The 16,651-nt window shown below is 65.6% G+C and carries 13 protein-coding genes; 6 read left to right on the top strand and 7 right to left on the bottom strand.

Features of this window, described 5'->3' with window-relative positions:
• Positions 1-2 precede the first annotated feature (2 nt).
• Positions 3-1,949, bottom strand: coding sequence for a TadE/TadG family type IV pilus assembly protein (locus tag LY44_RS01375; RefSeq protein ID WP_146707188.1), 1,947 nt, complete (start codon positions 1,947-1,949; stop codon positions 3-5).
• Between the two features lie 298 nt (positions 1,950-2,247).
• Here LY44_RS01375 and dnaG point away from each other — a divergent pair, with 298 nt between their 5' ends.
• From dnaG to LY44_RS01355, 4 genes are all read left to right on the top strand, one after another.
• Positions 2,248-4,188: a DNA primase gene (gene dnaG, locus LY44_RS01370; protein ID WP_055212226.1), complete on the top strand. Its 1,941-nt coding sequence runs from the start codon at positions 2,248-2,250 to the stop codon at positions 4,186-4,188.
• A 124-nt stretch (positions 4,189-4,312) separates the two neighbouring features.
• The gene (rpoD, locus tag LY44_RS01365; RefSeq protein WP_055212227.1) at positions 4,313-6,337 is read left to right on the top strand and encodes an RNA polymerase sigma factor RpoD; all 2,025 of its coding nucleotides are present in this window, start codon (positions 4,313-4,315) and stop codon (positions 6,335-6,337) included.
• An 18-nt stretch (positions 6,338-6,355) separates the two neighbouring features.
• The gene (locus LY44_RS01360; RefSeq protein ID WP_055212229.1) at positions 6,356-7,426 is read left to right on the top strand and encodes a hypothetical protein; all 1,071 of its coding nucleotides are present in this window, start codon (positions 6,356-6,358) and stop codon (positions 7,424-7,426) included.
• Positions 7,427-7,586: 160 nt separating this feature from the next.
• Positions 7,587-8,432 (top strand): Hint domain-containing protein, encoded by an 846-nt coding sequence (locus LY44_RS01355; RefSeq protein ID WP_055256459.1) that lies wholly within the window; start codon positions 7,587-7,589, stop codon positions 8,430-8,432.
• Between the two features lie 15 nt (positions 8,433-8,447).
• Here LY44_RS01355 and pth read toward each other — a convergent pair whose 3' ends face one another.
• A complete protein-coding gene (gene pth, locus LY44_RS01350; protein ID WP_055212233.1) occupies positions 8,448-9,137 on the bottom strand; it encodes an aminoacyl-tRNA hydrolase in 690 nt (229 codons plus the stop codon).
• A gap of 175 nt (positions 9,138-9,312) precedes the next feature.
• Positions 9,313-9,912 (bottom strand): 50S ribosomal protein L25/general stress protein Ctc, encoded by a 600-nt coding sequence (locus LY44_RS01345; protein WP_055212235.1) that lies wholly within the window; start codon positions 9,910-9,912, stop codon positions 9,313-9,315.
• A 241-nt stretch (positions 9,913-10,153) separates the two neighbouring features.
• Between LY44_RS01345 and LY44_RS01340 the strand changes: the two genes are divergently transcribed.
• Positions 10,154-11,305: an MFS transporter gene (locus LY44_RS01340; protein ID WP_111395940.1), complete on the top strand. Its 1,152-nt coding sequence runs from the start codon at positions 10,154-10,156 to the stop codon at positions 11,303-11,305.
• 30 nt (positions 11,306-11,335) lie between these two features.
• On the opposite strand, the gene LY44_RS01335 is transcribed toward LY44_RS01340, so the two are convergent.
• Both LY44_RS01335 and trpA read right to left on the bottom strand, forming a co-directional pair.
• Positions 11,336-12,499: an alpha-hydroxy acid oxidase gene (locus LY44_RS01335; protein ID WP_055212241.1), complete on the bottom strand. Its 1,164-nt coding sequence runs from the start codon at positions 12,497-12,499 to the stop codon at positions 11,336-11,338.
• Positions 12,500-12,680: 181 nt separating this feature from the next.
• Positions 12,681-13,472 (bottom strand): tryptophan synthase subunit alpha, encoded by a 792-nt coding sequence (gene trpA / locus LY44_RS01330; protein WP_055212243.1) that lies wholly within the window; start codon positions 13,470-13,472, stop codon positions 12,681-12,683.
• 148 nt (positions 13,473-13,620) lie between these two features.
• Here trpA and ychF point away from each other — a divergent pair, with 148 nt between their 5' ends.
• Positions 13,621-14,718 carry a redox-regulated ATPase YchF gene (gene ychF, locus LY44_RS01325; RefSeq protein WP_055212245.1) on the top strand — a complete coding sequence of 366 codons (1,098 nt, stop codon included), beginning with the start codon at positions 13,621-13,623 and terminating at the stop codon, positions 14,716-14,718.
• Positions 14,719-14,720: 2 nt separating this feature from the next.
• On the opposite strand, the gene LY44_RS01320 is transcribed toward ychF, so the two are convergent.
• Together LY44_RS01320 and LY44_RS01315 are read right to left on the bottom strand one after the other, a co-directional pair.
• Positions 14,721-16,085, bottom strand: coding sequence for a hypothetical protein (locus LY44_RS01320; RefSeq protein WP_055212247.1), 1,365 nt, complete (start codon positions 16,083-16,085; stop codon positions 14,721-14,723).
• A gap of 99 nt (positions 16,086-16,184) precedes the next feature.
• Positions 16,185-16,613, bottom strand: a complete 429-nt coding sequence (locus LY44_RS01315) for a VOC family protein (protein ID WP_055212249.1) — start codon at positions 16,611-16,613, stop codon at positions 16,185-16,187.
• Positions 16,614-16,651: the final 38 nt, after the last annotated feature.

Raw genomic sequence — 16,651 nt, 5'->3', positions numbered from 1 at the left:
CCTCAGTTCGTCAGCCGCAAGGAGGAGATCGAGGCGGCGATCGAGGCGAAGGCCGTCGACAGGTTGCTGCCCTGAACCGCGTAATAATAGCTGGGCCCGCTGGAGCAGTCTTGCAGCAGCGTCTTGGCGGCGGAGGGCGCATCGGTCGCGATGGTGAAGATGTAGATGCCCTTGGCCTTCGCCGCCGTGCAGAGCTTCTTGGTTCTGGCGTCCTTGGTGTCGCGCGCCAGCACGGAATTCGCCATCAGGTCATATTGCGCCCCGGCGTTACGGCCATAGGGTTTGCCCACAAGCCCGGCCACGGTGTTCAGGTTCCAGTTCTTCACCTGATAGAGATGGTCATAGCTGACGTCGTAGATCGGCGCTTCGGTGACGACATCGATCGTGACGGTCTTCTTGCAGGTGTAGGTGCGCAGGGTCGAGGTGGCGCTGATCTGGGTGCAGTTGCTGGTGCCCACCGAGCAGCTGTTCCATTTCCATTGCCCCCAGGAGTTCTTGTATTGCGTGCAGGTCGCGGTCTGGACCTGCTGCTCCTGCGTGGTCTTGGTGATCGCGCTGCGGGCGACCCAGGTGCCGGTCTCGTATTTGTAATAGGGCGCGCTGGTTTTCGAGGCGTCGTGATAATAGATCCCGCTTGCCGTCGTCGCCGAGGGGCCGAAGCTGCCGAGGGTGTCCACGCCCAGCGTCGACATGATCCCCGAGGGGCCGGAGCGGAATCCCGGCAGGGTCGAGAAGTTGTACTGGTTCTCGCCGTCGGTCATCAGCACCAGAACCTTCATCGTGTCGCCGTCATAGTCGATCGGCCGCGGCTTCGTTTCCCGGAAGCTGCTGCTGACCGAGGACATCTTGGCCACCTCGTCGCGCGCCGAGGGATCGAGCAGCGCAAGGCCCCATTTCGTGCCGAGTTCGATCGAGGTCGAGCCGCTGACGGTCAGCTTGTCGATGAAGCCCGTGGTGTCGGCGGCCAGGAAGGCGGGGTCGTCGGACAGCGGGATCACCCTGTTCTGCACGGTGTCGAGGCAGTTGTGCCAGACCTGGGCCGGGTTGTTTCCGGTGTTGTTGTTGCTCACGAGCGTGCCGAGCGTGTCACCGTATTTGTAGGAGCTGCCGTACATCGTCCGGGTCAGCGGCGTCTTGCCGTCGATCTGCAGCGTGTCGTAATCGCTGGCGACGAAATCGGCGCATTGCGGCATCGCATAGCCGCTGCCGGGCGTGATGGTGAAATCGTTCGAGAGCGGGAAGCCCTCCTGCATTTCCGGACCCAGATAGACATTCGTCGAATAGGGCACGACGCTGATGCTGGTGCGTCCGGCCGCCACGCCGCCATTCGCCGAGGCGAAGACCGTGTTCACGAAGGTTTTCGCCGCTTCCCGCAGATGCTGGATCCGGGTCTTGGACTTGACGCAGTTGTAGGTGCAGTCGGGATTGTCCGGCACCGCAGTGTCCATCGAGCCCGAAATGTCGAGCACGAGCGAGATCTCGACATTGCCGACCGCCTGCATCGCCTGGGTGTCGCCGGCGGCGGCAAGGCTGTTCACCCCGAGCAGCGGCCCGAAGATCGTCGGCATCTTGTCGTCGACCTCGACGGTGACGCGCCGCCATCCCTGCGCGATGCTGCCTTCGACCTTCGGGTTGAAGCTTGCATCGTTGGCAATATAGCCCAGCCCGGCCTTGGTCAGATAATCCTTCACCACCAGTTTCGGATCGCGTTTCTGGCTCAGCGAGGCGGCGGCCAGCACTGCGCGGTCGATGGTGTTCTGGATCAGGGTGCGGCGTTCCTCGACCCGGACCAGATCGATCGCGATCCCGGTGGTGATCAGCATGAACAGGAAGATCTGCAGCGACAGGATGATCAGGGCGCCATCCTCGTTGCGAAGCAGTCGGCGCAGCATCCCGCCGCCCCGAGCCTTCTCGCCCCGAGCTTTCCCGTCCCGACTGCCCAGTTTCATCGCCTGTCTCCGATCCGGTGCGCGGCCCGGCCCCGACTCGCCGGGGTCCGGACTGTTCCATCTTCCTTCTTGCGCCGGAACCGGGCGGAAATGTGGCGCATCGGTGGCGCAGGGCGTTGATTGTACAGGAATTTGCAACATTCTGCGGGCCGCGGCGGGCGCAGTCGTGCGGTTCGGGACAATGCTTTGCCGAAGCATCGATTTCCCCGGCGCCGTTAGGAAGATGTTAATCTGTTAGGCGTTATGATTCGGCCTTGGGCCTCTCGACACCGGCGTTCCAAATCCCGATATAGGTGCCATGTCCCTGCCGCCCGGTTTCCTTGACGAATTGCGCAACCGCCTGCCGCTGTCGCAGGTGGTCGGCCGCAAGGTGATCTGGGATCCGCGCAAGTCGAACCGCGGCAAGGGCGATTTCTGGGCGCCCTGTCCGTTCCACACCGAAAAGTCGGCCTCGTTCCACGTCGATGACCGCAAGGGCTTCTATTACTGCTTCGGCTGCCACGCCAAGGGCGACGCGGTGAGCTTCGTCAAGGAAACCGAGAATGTCGGTTTCATCGAGGCGGTCGAGATCCTGGCGCGCGAAGCGGGCATGGTGATGCCCGCCCGCGATCCGCAGGCGGCGCAAAAGGCCGACCGGCGCACCGAACTGGTGCGGGTGATGGAAGAGGCGGTGAAGTGGTTCCGGCTGCAGCTGAACACCCAGGCGGGGGCGGCGGCGCGGGATTATCTGGCGCGCAGGCGGCTGGGGGCCTCGGCGCTCGAACGCTTCGAGATCGGTTTTGCCCCCGACAGCCGCAACGGCCTTTATCAGGCGCTGACCGGCAAAGGCATCGCCCCCGACCTGATCGTCGATGCCGGGCTGTGCATCCGCCCCGACGAGGGCGGCGCCCCCTATGACCGCTTCCGCGGCCGGATCATCTTTCCCATCCGCGACGCGCGCGGCCGGGCGATCAGCTTGGGCGGGCGGGCGATGGACCCCAATGCGCGGGCGAAATACCTCAACGGCCCGGAAACCGAGCTGTTCGACAAGGGCCGCAATCTTTACAACCTTGGCCCCGCGCGCGAGGCCTGCGGCAAGGGCAAGCCCCTGATCGTCGCCGAGGGTTATGTCGACGTGATCGCGCTGGTCGAGGCGGGCTTCACCGGCGCTGTCGCGCCGCTGGGCACGGCGATCACCGAAGATCAGTTGCGCCTGATGTGGCGCATTGCCGACGAGCCGGTGATCGCGCTCGATGGCGATGCGGCCGGGCTGCGGGCGGGGCTGCGGCTGGTCGATCTGGCGCTGCCGCTGCTGGAGGCGGGCAAGGCGCTGCGCTTTGCCATCCTGCCCGGCGGTCAGGACCCGGACGATCTGATCAAGGCCGAGGGCCGCGAGGCGATGGAGCGGGTGCTGGCGGGCGCGAAACCGATGGTCGATCTGCTCTGGCAGCGGGAAATCGAGGGCAAGGTCTTCGACAGCCCCGAACGCAAGGCGGCGCTCGACAAGAGCCTGCGCGCGGCGCTCAGGAAGATCGCCGATCCCTCGATCCGCGCCCATTACGGCGAGGATATCAAGCGGCTGCGCGAAGAGCTGTTCGGCTTGGGCCGCGGCGGGCAGGCGCCGCGCTGGAGCATGCCGCGCAGCCCGGGCGCGGGCCCCCGCGGCGCGAAGCCGCCCGCCTTGCCGCTGTCGGCCACGCGCGCCTCGCTTCTGGCTTCGGCGGGCAGCGAGGCGGTGGCCGAACAGCTGCGCGAGACGATGATCATGGCGATCCTCTGCGCCCATCCCGCGCTGGTCGCGGAATTCGAAAGCCAGATCGAACGGCTGCGCCTGTCCGATCCCGGCGTTGCCAGGCTGCGCGACACGATGCTGATGCAGGCCGACCGGCCGTCCGAGGCTTTGGCTGAAGCTTTGGCGCGCGAAAACCCGGGGGTGCTTGAAACCCTGATGTCGCATCCCCATGTGCGCTCGGCCCCACCGGTGCTGCGCCGTGACGACAGGGACTTTGCCCGCATGTGTCTGGCCGAGGAACTGGCCAAGTTGCAGGCGACGCGGGCGGTGCGGGCGGAAACCGAAGAAGCCGTGGAAGCTCTTGAAGGCCTGGCCGACGAGGGTGTGACCTGGCGGATCAGCCAAGCGACGAAAGCCTTTCACCGTGCCGGAAAGTCGAAACTTGAAGACACAGGCGACCTTGGCGAGGACCGGGCCGCGATGTCGGATTTCCTGCAGTCCCTGCTCGACAAGCACGGCGGCGGGTGAGAATTTCCGCCTTTGATTCGCCCCTGTGATTCGCCGCCGTGATTCGATAAAACGGCGAGAACCGATTCGACCCGCTGTGCGCCAGCCCGTGCGCAGCCCCGATGCAGCCCGACGAGGAGCGCCCATGGCCGCCAAGGACATCGACGACACCAAGCCCGACACCGCCGCCGACGAGGACGCTTCCTTCGACATGAGCCAGGCCGCCGTCAAGCGGATGATCGGCGAGGCGAAGGAACGCGGCTACATCACCATCGACCAGCTCAATGCGGTGATGCCGCCCGAAACGGTCTCGGGCGAGCAGATCGAGGACGTGATGTCGATGCTCTCCGAAATGGGGATCAACGTCGTCGAGGGCGAGGAAGTCGAGGAAAGCGAAGGCGGCGAGGTCGTCGAGACCGGCTCCGGCTCGCGCGAGATCGCGGTGGCGGGCGCGGCGGGCGAGACGCTCGACCGCACCGACGACCCGGTGCGGATGTATCTGCGCGAGATGGGCTCGGTCGAGCTGCTCTCGCGCGAGGGCGAGATCGCCATTGCCAAGCGCATCGAGGCCGGCCGCAACACGATGATCGCTGGGCTTTGCGAAAGCCCGCTGACCTTCCAGGCGATCACGATCTGGCGCGACGAACTTCTGTCCGAAGAAATCCTGCTGCGCGACGTGATCGACCTTGAAGCCACCTTTGGCCGCTCGCTTGATGGCGACGAGGGTCTGGAAGGCATGGAGGGGATCGAAGGTCCGGTCGTCGAGGGGCTGGATCTGGAAACCGCCGAAGGGGCCGCCCCCGCCGCCCGCCGTCCGGCCTCGGACGAGCCCGAATATGACGCCGACGGCAACCCGATCTCGCGCATCGACGAGGAAGAGGACGACGACGACAGCTCGAACATGAGCCTTGCCGCGATGGAGGCCGCGCTCAAGCCGAAGGTGCTCGAGACGCTGGAACTGATCGCGCGCGACTATGCCAAACTCGCCGAGATGCAGGATCTGCGGATGTCGGCGACGCTGAACGAGGACGGCACCTTCACTGTCGCCGAGGAGGCCGCCTATCAGAAGCTGCGCTCGGAAATCGTGCTGCTGGTCAACGAGCTGCATCTGCACAACAACCGGATCGAGGCGCTGATCGACCAGCTTTACGGCATCAACCGCAAGATCATGTCGATCGACTCTGGCATGGTGAAGCTGGCCGATGCGGCGCGGATCAACCGGCGCGAGTTCATCGACGAATATCGCGGCTATGAGCTTGACCCGACCTGGATGGACCGGATGTCGGCGAAACCCGCCCGCGCCTGGGTGACGCTGTTCGAGAAAAGCCGCGACAAGGTGGAAGATCTGCGCCACGAAATGGCGCAGGTGGGGCAGTATGTCGGCGTCGACATCTCGGAATTCCGCCGCATCGTGAACCAGGTGCAGAAGGGCGAGAAGGAGGCCCGGCAGGCGAAGAAGGAAATGGTCGAGGCGAACCTGCGCCTGGTGATCTCGATCGCCAAGAAATACACCAACCGAGGCCTGCAATTCCTTGACCTCATTCAGGAAGGCAACATCGGCCTGATGAAGGCGGTGGACAAGTTCGAATACCGCCGCGGCTACAAGTTCAGCACTTACGCGACCTGGTGGATCCGCCAGGCGATCACCCGCTCGATCGCCGATCAGGCCCGGACGATCCGGATTCCGGTGCATATGATCGAGACGATCAACAAGCTGGTGCGGACCGGGCGGCAGATGCTGCATGAAATCGGCCGCGAGCCGACGCCGGAAGAGCTGGCCGAAAAGCTGCAGATGCCGCTGGAAAAGGTCCGCAAGGTGATGAAGATCGCCAAGGAGCCGATCAGCCTTGAAACGCCGATCGGCGACGAGGAAGACAGCCAGCTGGGCGATTTCATCGAGGACAAGAACGCGATCCTGCCCCTGGACAGCGCGATTCAGGAAAACCTCAAGGAAACCACGACGCGGGTTCTGGCATCGCTCACGCCGCGCGAGGAACGGGTGCTGCGGATGCGCTTCGGGATCGGGATGAACACCGATCACACGCTGGAAGAGGTGGGGCAGCAGTTCAGCGTGACCCGCGAACGGATCCGGCAGATCGAGGCCAAGGCGCTGCGCAAGCTGAAACACCCGAGCCGGTCGCGCAAGCTGCGCAGCTTCCTCGACCAGTAACGGGTCGGGGATGCAGGCATGCAAGAGCAAGCGGATCGGTGGCACGAGAGTATTTCCGCCAGGCGTGGGAAGAAGATCATCCTTGCCTACTCTCAAAGCAATTTTGCGAAGATCGGCAATGACTTCCCCTGGTGTCCGCCGAGCAATGCCCATCTGTGGAATGGCGGCGTCAAGGGGCAGGACGGAACGGCTTTCAAGGCCCTGAGCGCAGACAGCATATCCGTGCCGACAGCGGCGGTTGCGACGCTTGCCGAAAAGAACCCCGGGATCGATTACCATCTGGTCGTCTGTGCGACCGGCGGGACGGGGGTCAGGGCCGCGGTCGGGATGGATTACCTCTGGACGGGCACGCCCGCGGAAGGGCACGAAGCGGGCAGCGTGCACATCTCTGACGCGGCTGACAGGATCTTCTATGCGCCCCGCGACAAGGAGGGCTGGTTGCGCTTTCGCGGCGCAACAAATCTTGGCATGCCTTTGAAGAGGGTCCGCCCCGCGCGTCTCGAAGTTGCCGATGATCCCTCCCGCACGATCGTTTTCGAGATCACCGGACCGAGAGAACAAAGCGGATCGTGGTTTTCGCAGGAAATTTCGGTCGTTTCCGCGACCGCGTGGCCGCCTTTGGATGGCACGGCCGTTCGGCTTTACCCCGCGCAAGACTGGTTGCGCGAGGTGATGCGGCGCAATGTGGACGCCGCCTTTGACGCGCTTGGAAGGGTCGGGGGGCAAAGGGTCTTTGACGAGATCTGGATCTGGCCGACGGAAAGCGACGTCTCTTATCACGACAGCTATGAAGGGCGGGATCATCCGGAGTTGCTGCGCCTTCTGTCGCCATGGACGGGAGAGCATACGCAGTTCACCTATACCTTGCCCTGGCCGCACCATCCGGTCGTTCAAGGTCACAAGACACTGGTCAAATGGTGGGAGGCCCTGCGCCGGATCGTTGCTGAAAAGCCGGCGCAACGTGCGCTGGTGTCGTTTGACGATACGCCCGTCGAATATTGGTGCGACAGCAATAATGTCCACGTCGCCAGCGGGATGCCCCAGTGGCGGCTTGGGTCATTGATGGCGGAGCGATCCCGCAAAGCCTGATCGTGACCTGCCGGGCGGCCGCCTCTCGGAGAGGTCTTGAACGGACCCGCGCACGTCGCGGTTGCAAATCTGTATTTCAGACTGTCTTTTTCGGATTTCGTCAACGGCGCCTTAACATTCTTGTCCCAGACTGAACCCGGTGGGAGATGGAGGGCGCAAGATGACCATGTTTCGGGATACGTTCGCCGATACGTTTCATTTCGATGATCGCATGGCGACGACGGGGCAGCACCTGCGGCGCACGGACGAGTTTCTCGATCTGGCGCAGGGCTTTTATGGCGAGACCGTGCTGCAGACCGCGCGCGGCTTGCGCCGGGTCTCCTCGATCCTCGAGGGCGAGAAGTTGCGGACTTTCACCGGCGGCCTCGCCCCCGTGCTGACGGTCGAGCGCTTCCCGCTGGCGCGGTTGCGCCATCCGATGCCGCATCGGTTCTGGCCGCTCAGCCTGCCGCCGGGTCTCTTCGACAACACGCGCAGCCGCTTCGTCGCGCCCGAGCAATGCCTGCTTTTGCAAAGCGATCTGGCGGCGCGGGAGCTGGGCAAGAGCCTGCTTCTGGTGCCTGCCAAGGTGATGGGCCTGCTGCCGCAGGTGACCACCGTGAACCCGGGGCCGAAGGCGGTTCTCTATCGCTTCCTGTTCGAGCGTCCCGAGCTTGTGGTGACCGATCGCGGCGCGGTGATGCTCTGCGATATCGGCTCGATGTTCGACGATTGGGCCGATCTGGACCCGCATGACACGCTGGCGCATCTGCCCGATGTCGCGGCGCTGCCTTTCGATGCGGCGGTCGATCTGATCCGGCGGGAAATCGCGCTGGATGGCGGGCTGGAGGCGCATTTCGCCAAGCATCTGGCGCGGATGGAGGCGATCCGCAAGACGATGGGCGCGCAGGAGCAGCCGCAGGCGCAACCGCCGGGCCCTGACGCCCCGCAGATCGGTGCGATCCCGGCCGGGGGGGCGCTGCGTTCGGGGCGGCGCGCAGGTGACACCGCACGGCTTTCCGCCTGAACCGGGGTGCCGCGATCAGCGCTTGAAACGATCTGCCAGCTTCTCGAGCGCTGAACGTGTATCCGTCTCGGCGGCGGGGGCTGTCTTCCCCGGCGGGGGGGCGGTGTCGTTCGGCCGGGTCCCGGTCGAGGGCCGCGGCGGTGCCGTGCGCAGCGCCACCGCATTGAGGAATTTCGCCCCGTCGCCCGCGGCCAGCGCCGCCGCGCCGTCCGAGATCCCCCGCATCAGATCGTCCAGCCAGACCGCCTCGGCCTTGGCGAAATCCGACAGCACATAGCCTGCCACCCGGTCCTTGTCGCCCGGATGGCCGATGCCCAGCCGCACCCGCGCATAGGCCTCGCCCAGGTGTTGGTGGATCGAGCGCAGCCCGTTGTGCCCCGCATGGCCGCCGCCCTGTTTCAGACGGCATTTCCCGGGGGCAAGGTCAAGTTCATCGTGAAAGACGGTGAGGCCCGCGACCGGGATCTTGTAGAAATCCGCCGCCGCCCGCACCGATTGGCCGGACAGGTTCATGAACGTCTCGGGCTTCAGAAGGATCACCCGCGCCGAGCCGAAGCGGCCTTCGCTGACAAACCCTTGAAACGCCTTCTTCCAGGGCGCGAAGCCGTGATCGGCGGCGATGCGATCCACCGCCATGAAGCCGATATTGTGCCGGTTGGCGGCATATTTCGCCCCCGGATTGCCAAGGCCGACCCAAAGCTGCATCGCGACTCTCCTGTGGCGGTCTCAAACCTCGCAGAGCGGGGGCCAGCCCCCGCGCCCCCGAGGTATTTGTGGCAAGATGAAGGGGTATTTCATCTTGCCACAAATACCTCCGCCGGAGGCAGAATGTGAAACGCCGGGCAAAGGCCCGGCGTTTCCCGTTTCCTTGCGGAAAGGATCACTCTTCGGCGTGATCGGCCGAGACGAGACCCGAGGGCGCCGCGATATTGGCAACGACGAAGTTGCGGTCGATCGTGGGCTTGCAGCCTTCCGGCAGCGGGATGTCGTTGATGTGGATGACGTCACCGATGTTGCGGCCGGTCAGGTCGACGGTGATGTGATCCGGAATGTCCCCGGCGAGCACTTCGAGTTCGACTTCCGGACGCACGATGGTCAGGGTGCCGCCACGCTTCAGCCCCGGCGAGGCTTCGGCGTTGTCGAAGTTCACGTGGATGAACAGGTTGATGCGCGAGGCGCGGTGGGTGCGCATGAAGTCGATGTGGGTCGGGAGGTCCTTCACCACGTCTTTCTGCACGCCGCGGCAGATCACGCGGACGTCGTCCTGCCCGTCGATGTGCAGGTTGAACAGCGTCGACAGGAACCGACCCTTGCGCAGGCGGGTCAGCAGCTTGTTGTAGTCGAGGTTGATGGCCAGCGGCTCTTTGCCGTCGCCATAAACGATCCCGGGAACCTTGCCCTCACGACGTGCTGCGCGAGCGGCCCCCTTGCCCGTCCCCGTGCGCACCTCGGCTACGAGAGTTTCGATCTCTTTCGCCATTTGGTATCTCCAATGCAAATTGAGGCCCCCTCCAAGGGTGGGGCCCATGAACGGGGGGAGATAGACAGGATGCCCCCGCTTGTCCAGCAGATTCGCGCCCAGATTCGCGCCTTGTTTTGCAGGGGTTTCATCACGCTTTGGTAACAGCCCCGGCGAAACCGTGCCGATGCCTGCCCCCCGGGGAGTGGGCGCGGGTCGCAGGCTGTGGTAACCGGTTTCAAAGCGGTTTGAGGGGGCGGGAATGGCATTGCGGCAGGTGGCACGGGTCAGCCGGGCGACGGGGATCGGGCTTTGCGCGCTGGGGGTGTTCTGGGGCGCTTTCGCGGCGCAGATGCCCGCGTTCAAGGACCGGGCCGGGGTCGGGGACGGGCTTTTCGGCGTGCTCTTGCTCGGCTCGGCTCTGGGGGGGATGGCGGCGATGGCGCTGGCGCCGCAGGTCGGGCGCTGGCTGGGCCCGCGGGTGTTGCCGCTGACCGGGGCGTTTCTGGCGCTCGCGGCCCTGATGCCGCTGTTCATCCACTCCGGTCTGACCCTTGCGCTGGCGCTGGTCGTGATGGGCGTGGCGATGTCGAGCCTTGATCTGGCGGCGAATGTGCGGATTTCCGAGCTGGAGCACGACACCGCCCTGCCGCTGATGAACTGGAACCATGCGCTGTTTTCGGCGGGTTTTGCCGTCTCGGCATTGCTGGCCGGGATGGCGCGGCGGGCGGGTCTCTCCCCCGAGGCGGTACAGCCGGTGCTGGCGCTCGTCCTTGTCGCGATGGCCGCGGCGATGATCGAGGCGCGGCGGGCGCCCGCCAGTGCCGAGGAGGCCGCGGCCAAGGCTGCCGCCCGCACGCCCTGGGCGGCGGCGCTGGCGGCGGCGGCGATCCTGTTCGCGGCCTTCGTTGCCGAGAACGCGACCGAGACCTGGTCGGCGCTGCATATCGAGCGCAATCTGGGCGGCGCCCCGGGCGAGGGCGCCTTTGGCCCGGCGATGCTGGGCCTGACGATGGCGGCGGGGCGCTTTGGCGGGCAGCTGCTGGCCGCGCGGCTGGGCGAGGCGCGTCTGGTCGCGTTGTCGGCGGTGCTGGGCTGCCTTGGCGCGCTGGTGACCGCCGTGGCCCCGGTGCAGGCGATTGCCGTTTTCGGCATCGGCCTGATCGGCATGGGGGTCGCGGTCGTCGTGCCCTCGGCCAATTCGCTTTTGGGGCAACGGGTTGCGGCCTCGGAACGGGCGCTGGCGATCTCGCGCGCCTGGATGATCGGCTTCACCGGCTTCTTCATCGGTCCGGTGGTGATGGGGGCGCTGGCGCAGGGCTTCGGTCTGCGCGCGGCCTTTGTTGCGGTGGCGCTGATCCTTGCCGCGATCCTGCCTGGGCTTTGGGCGCTGAGGCGGATCCGGCGGGCCTGAGGGCCCGGGCCAAACCCGGGCCGCAGCCTGTCAGCGATAGGTGGTAAAGAAGCCCTCGGGCACCAGCAGATTGTCGCGGCGCAGATCCTGCACCCGCTTCTCGCCGCACAGCGCCATCGAGATATCAAGCTCCTTGCGCATCACCTCGAGCGCCCGGGTCACGCCTGCTTCGCCCATCGCGCCCAGCCCGTGCACATAGGCGCGGCCGATCATCGTGCCCTTGGCGCCGAGCGCCAGCGCCTTCAGGATGTCCTGACCCGAGCGGATGCCGCTATCCAGCCAGACCTCGGTGGTGTCGCCCACCGCCGCGACGATCTCGGGCAGCATGCGGATGGAGCTGAGCGCACCATCCAGCTGCCGCCCGCCATGGTTCGAGACGATGATCGCATCGGCGCCGAAATCGGCGGCGGCGCGGGCGTCCTCGGCATCCAGAATCCCCTTCAGGATGAATTTGCCGCCCCATTGATCGCGGATGCGGGCGATCTTTTTCCAGTCGAGACAGGGGTCGAACTGCTCCGAGGTCCAGCTCATCAAGGACGCCGCGTCGCCCACCCCCTTGGCATGGCCGACGATATTGCCAAAGAAGCGGCGCGGCGTGGCCAGCATCTCGCGCCCCCAGGTCAGCTTCGTCGCCATGTCGAGAAGGTTCGCCGGCGTCAGCTTCGGCGGCGCGGTCAGGCCGTTCTTCAGATCCTTGTGACGCTGGCCCAGAATTTGCAGATCCAGCGTCAAAACCAGCGCCGAGCAGCGCGCCTTCTTCGCCCGCTCAAGGATCGCATCGACGAAGTCTTCATCGCGCATCACGTAAAGCTGGAACCAGAACGGATCGGGGGATTGCGCCGCCACATCCTCGATCGAGCAGATCGACATGGTCGAAAGCGTGAACGGCACGCCGAAGGCCGCCGCCGCCCGCGCCGCCTTGATCTCGCCATCCGCCCGCTGCATCCCCAAAAGCCCGACCGGCGCCAAAGCCACCGGCATCGCCACCTTCTGGCCCGCCATCGTGGTCGCGACCGAGCGGCCCGACATGTCCACCGCCACCTTCTGCCGCAACCGGATCTGCGCGAAATCCGTCGTGTTCTCGCGGAAGGTCTGCTCGGTATACGAGCCGCTCTCGCAGTAATCGTAGAACATCTTCGGCGTGCGCTTGCGGTGCAATGCCTTCAGATCGTCAATGCAGGTGATGACGGTCACGGGGTCCCTCCTCCAAGTGGTCAAGTGAACTTACCAATCTTTGGAAGGATTGCAAGCAACTGGTCAGGGCGAGGCGCCGCGCCCCTCTCCCGTTGCCATTCATCTTGCCAGAAATACCTCGGGGGGAGTCCGCAGGACGGGGGGCAGCGCCCCCCCCCCTTGGCGCATGAAGAAGGGGCGCTCAGGCCGAATGCGCGCCCGCGGCCAGCGCCGCGACGGTGGCCAGAACCTCGGCCGGGCTTTTCCCCGCGCCGATCTCCTTGACGATGGCAGAGCCGACGACACAGCCATCGGCCACCGCGGCAATCGTCCGCGCCGCCTCGGGGGTCGAGATGCCGAAACCGACGATCAGCGGCAGATCGGTCGCCGCCTTGATCCGCGCCACTTCCGGCGCGACATCGTTCACCTGCGCGGCTTGCGAGCCGGTGATGCCGGTGACCGAGACGTAATAGACAAATCCGCTGGTGTTTTGCAGCACCTTCGGCAGGCGCTTGTCATCGGTCGTCGGCGTCGCGAGGCGAATGAAATTGATCCCGGCCTCGGCCGCCGGAAGGCAAAGCTCGCCATCCTCTTCGGGCGGCAGATCGACGACGATCAGCCCGTCGATCCCTGCCTCTTTTGCGTCTTTCAGAAACTTCGGAACGCCGCGACTGTAGATCGGGTTGTAATAGCCCATCATCACGATCGGCGTCGTGTCATCGGTCTTGCGAAACGCCGCCACCATGTCGAGCGTCCTTTGCAGCGTCTGCCCGCCCTCCAGCGCGCGTTGCCCCGCCAGCTGGATCGTCGTGCCATCGGCCATCGGATCGGTGAAGGGCAGGCCGAGCTCGATCACATCCACCCCCGCCGCGGGCAGGCCCTTCAGGATCTCGGCCGAGGTCGCCAGATCCGGGTCGCCCGCCATGATATAGGCGACGAAGGCTTTCTTGCCCTCGGCCTTCAGGGCGGCGAATTTGGCGTCGATGCGAGTCATGGCGGTCCCCTTCGAATGTCCGTGCGGGTTTGCGGGAAGCGGCGCGGAAAATCAATGGTCAAAGGGGCGCGGCCTGCTTTGACGGCCTGCAAGCTTGCGCGCGAGGCGTGGGCCGCGTATGAGGCGCGAAACAATTCAGGAGTGTGCCATGGGCTTTCGCATGGGGATCGTGGGTCTTCCCAACGTCGGCAAATCGACGCTGTTCAATGCGCTGACGAAAACCGCCGCGGCGCAGGCGGCGAACTTCCCCTTTTGCACCATCGAGCCGAATGTCGGCGAGGTGGCCGTGCCCGATCCGCGCCTGGACACCCTGGCCGAGATTGCAGGCTCAAAGCAGATCATCCCGACGCGGATGACCTTTGTCGATATCGCGGGCCTCGTGAAGGGCGCCTCGAAGGGCGAGGGGCTGGGCAACCAGTTTCTGGCCAACATCCGCGAGACCGACGCCATCGCCCATGTGCTGCGCTGTTTTGAGGATGGCGACGTGACCCATGTCGAGGGTCGCGTCGATCCCTTGGCCGATGCCGAGACGATCGAGACCGAGCTGATGATTGCCGATCTCGAAAGCCTGGAAAAGCGGCTGAGCAACATCGCGCGCAAGATCAATGCGGGCGACAAGCAGGCCAAGGAAGACGCGCGGCTGATGCTGGCGGCGAAAGAGGCTTTGGAGGCGGGCCGCCCGGCGCGCACGGTCAAGATCGCCGAGGACGACCGCAAGGCCTGGGGGATGCTGCAGCTTCTGACCGCGAAACCGGTGCTTTACGTCTGCAACGTCGAGGAAGAGAACGCCGCCAAGGGCAATGCGCAATCCGCGCGCGTGGCCGAGATGGCGCGGGAAAGCGGCGCGGCGACGGTGGTGATTTCGGCGAAGATCGAGGAAGAGATTTCCCAGCTTGCCGCCGATGAAGCGTCGATGTTCCTTGAGGAACTCGGCCTGCACGAGGCGGGGCTGGATCGTCTGATCCGCGCCGGTCACGACCTTCTGGGCCTGCAGACCTATTTCACCGTCGGCCCGAAAGAGGCCCGCGCCTGGACGATCCGCAAGGGCACGCTGGCGCCCGCCGCCGCGGGCGTCATCCATGGTGACTTTGAGCGCGGCTTCATCCGCGCCGAAACCGTCGCCTATGACGATTACGTGCAATACCGCGGCGAAAGCGGCGCGAAAGAGGCGGGCAAGTTCCGCGTCGAGGGCAAGACCTACGAAGTGCAGGACGGCGACGTGCTGCACTTCCTGTTCAACGCCTGATCTTAGCCCGCAATCCCGGCCAGCAGATCCGCGCAGCGTTCCAGCGCGGCGCTGGCCGGATCAAGCGCCAGAACCGCCTGCGCCTCGGTCAGATGCGCCTTTGCGGCCGCGGTGTCGCCGCGCAAAAGCGCCACCTCGCCCAGCCCGGTCAGGCTTTCCGCCCAGCGATAATCGGCGTGATCGCGACGGCCAAGCGCCAGTGCTGCCGTAAAGGCCTGCTCGGCCCGCTCAAGCCCCGCGCCCCCGGGCAGGGCCAGCGCCGTCAGGCCCAGATTGTGCTGCAACCGTGCCCGCTCGGCGGGCGCATCCAGCCCGGCCAGAACCGCATCGGCCTGCTCGAATTCCGCGATCGCCGCGGGCAGGGGCGCGGCCTCGCCCGTCACCTCGGCCAGATGCCGCCGGGCGAGCGCCCGCGTCGCCAGCGCCGAGGCCCATTCGGCCGGATGGTCGTCCTGTTTCAGCACTTCGAGCACGGAATCCAGATCCGAAAGCGCGGTCTCGATCAGTGCCGCATCGCCCGTCATCCGGCCCAAAGCCGCGCGCACATTCGCCCGCGCCGCCGTGCTGTTGGCCCATTCCACCGGCGAGCCTTGCGAATTGAACACCTCGAGCACCGCCGCATAGGCCTTGATCGCCTTTTTCAGCATCGCGCCGTCACGGTGGCGCAGGCCGATCAGCTCGTGGATGCCGCCCAGATTGTGCTGCGAAAAGGCCCAGTTTTCCGGCTGTTTCGTCCGCGCCACGGCCTTGGCGGCGGCGGTGAACAGCTCGGCCGCAAGGTCCAGATGTTTGCGCCCGGGGCGGAACTGGCCGATGATCTGGTGGCAATTGCCAAGGCTCGTCTGCGCCTGCCCCAGCTCGCCGCCCTTGGCGCGCTTGTAAAGCGCCTTGGCCAGTTCCAGCGCCAGAAGCATGTCAAAGGGATCGCCCGCCTTTTCCCCGGCCTCAAGTTTTTCATAAAGCAGATCGACCGTGGCCCGGAACACGCCCCCCGCGGGGGCGGCGGCCTTGAGCCGCGCAATCTGCCGCGCGGCGGCCTGTTCGGGGGCGTTGCAGATCCGGTCCTGTCGCGCCGCGGCCGAGATCAGGGGCTCTTCCGTCGCGCCATCGAGCAGGGCGGCGGCCCCGGCGCGATCCCCGGCGGCATTCAGCGCCGCCACCGCGCGCAGGGTCTCGTTTTCATCGGCCAGAGCGGCGGTTTCCGCCGCCGCCGCCAAGGCCGCGCGCAGCCCGTTCAACGCCAGTTCCGGGTCGGGAAACCGCCCGGTGGCGAAATCCTGCGCAAGCGCCTGTACAAGCGGCAGCGGCGCGTCGGTCGCGTCCAGACGGCGGATCAGATCGGCGGTGACAGGGTCTTTGGCGGGCATGGCATCCTCGGTCTTGCGCGGGATTGATCCCGCCGCCCCGCTCTAGCCGAAGTTGCCGCGCAGCGAAACGCCCCGCGGCTGGGTGATAATCGCGCAGTCTTACCAATGCCCGATATTGGGCATCGAGGCCCAGGGCTCGGCGGGCGGCAGGGCTTCGCCGATCTGCAACAGCTCCACCGAGGCATTGTCGGGGCTGCGGATGAAGGCCATGCGGCCATCGCGCGGCGGGCGGTTGATCGTCACGCCATGGGCCTGCAGATGCGCGCAGATGTCGTAAATATTCTCGACCCCATAGGCGAGATGGCCGAAATGGCGGCTGTCCGACGGCAGGGCCGGGTCACCGTCCCAGTTATACGTCAGCTCGACCGGGGTGTCTTCCTGCCCCGGCGCGGCCATGAAGACCAGCGTGAAGCGGCCCTGCTCATTCTCGATCCGGTGGGTTTCGTGCAGGCCCAGAAGGGCAAAGAAATCCATCGTGCGCTGCAAATCAAGCACGCGCAGCATGGTGTGAAGGTAGCGTATCTGCATGGGAGGTCTCCATTTCCGGCGCCACGATAGCGCAACCA

Origin of the sequence: Rhodobacter capsulatus (assembly GCF_003254295.1) — a bacterium.
In the GTDB taxonomy this organism is placed as follows: Bacteria; Pseudomonadota; Alphaproteobacteria; order Rhodobacterales; family Rhodobacteraceae; genus Rhodobacter; species Rhodobacter capsulatus.
This window is presented reverse-complemented; position numbering and strand designations above follow the sequence as displayed.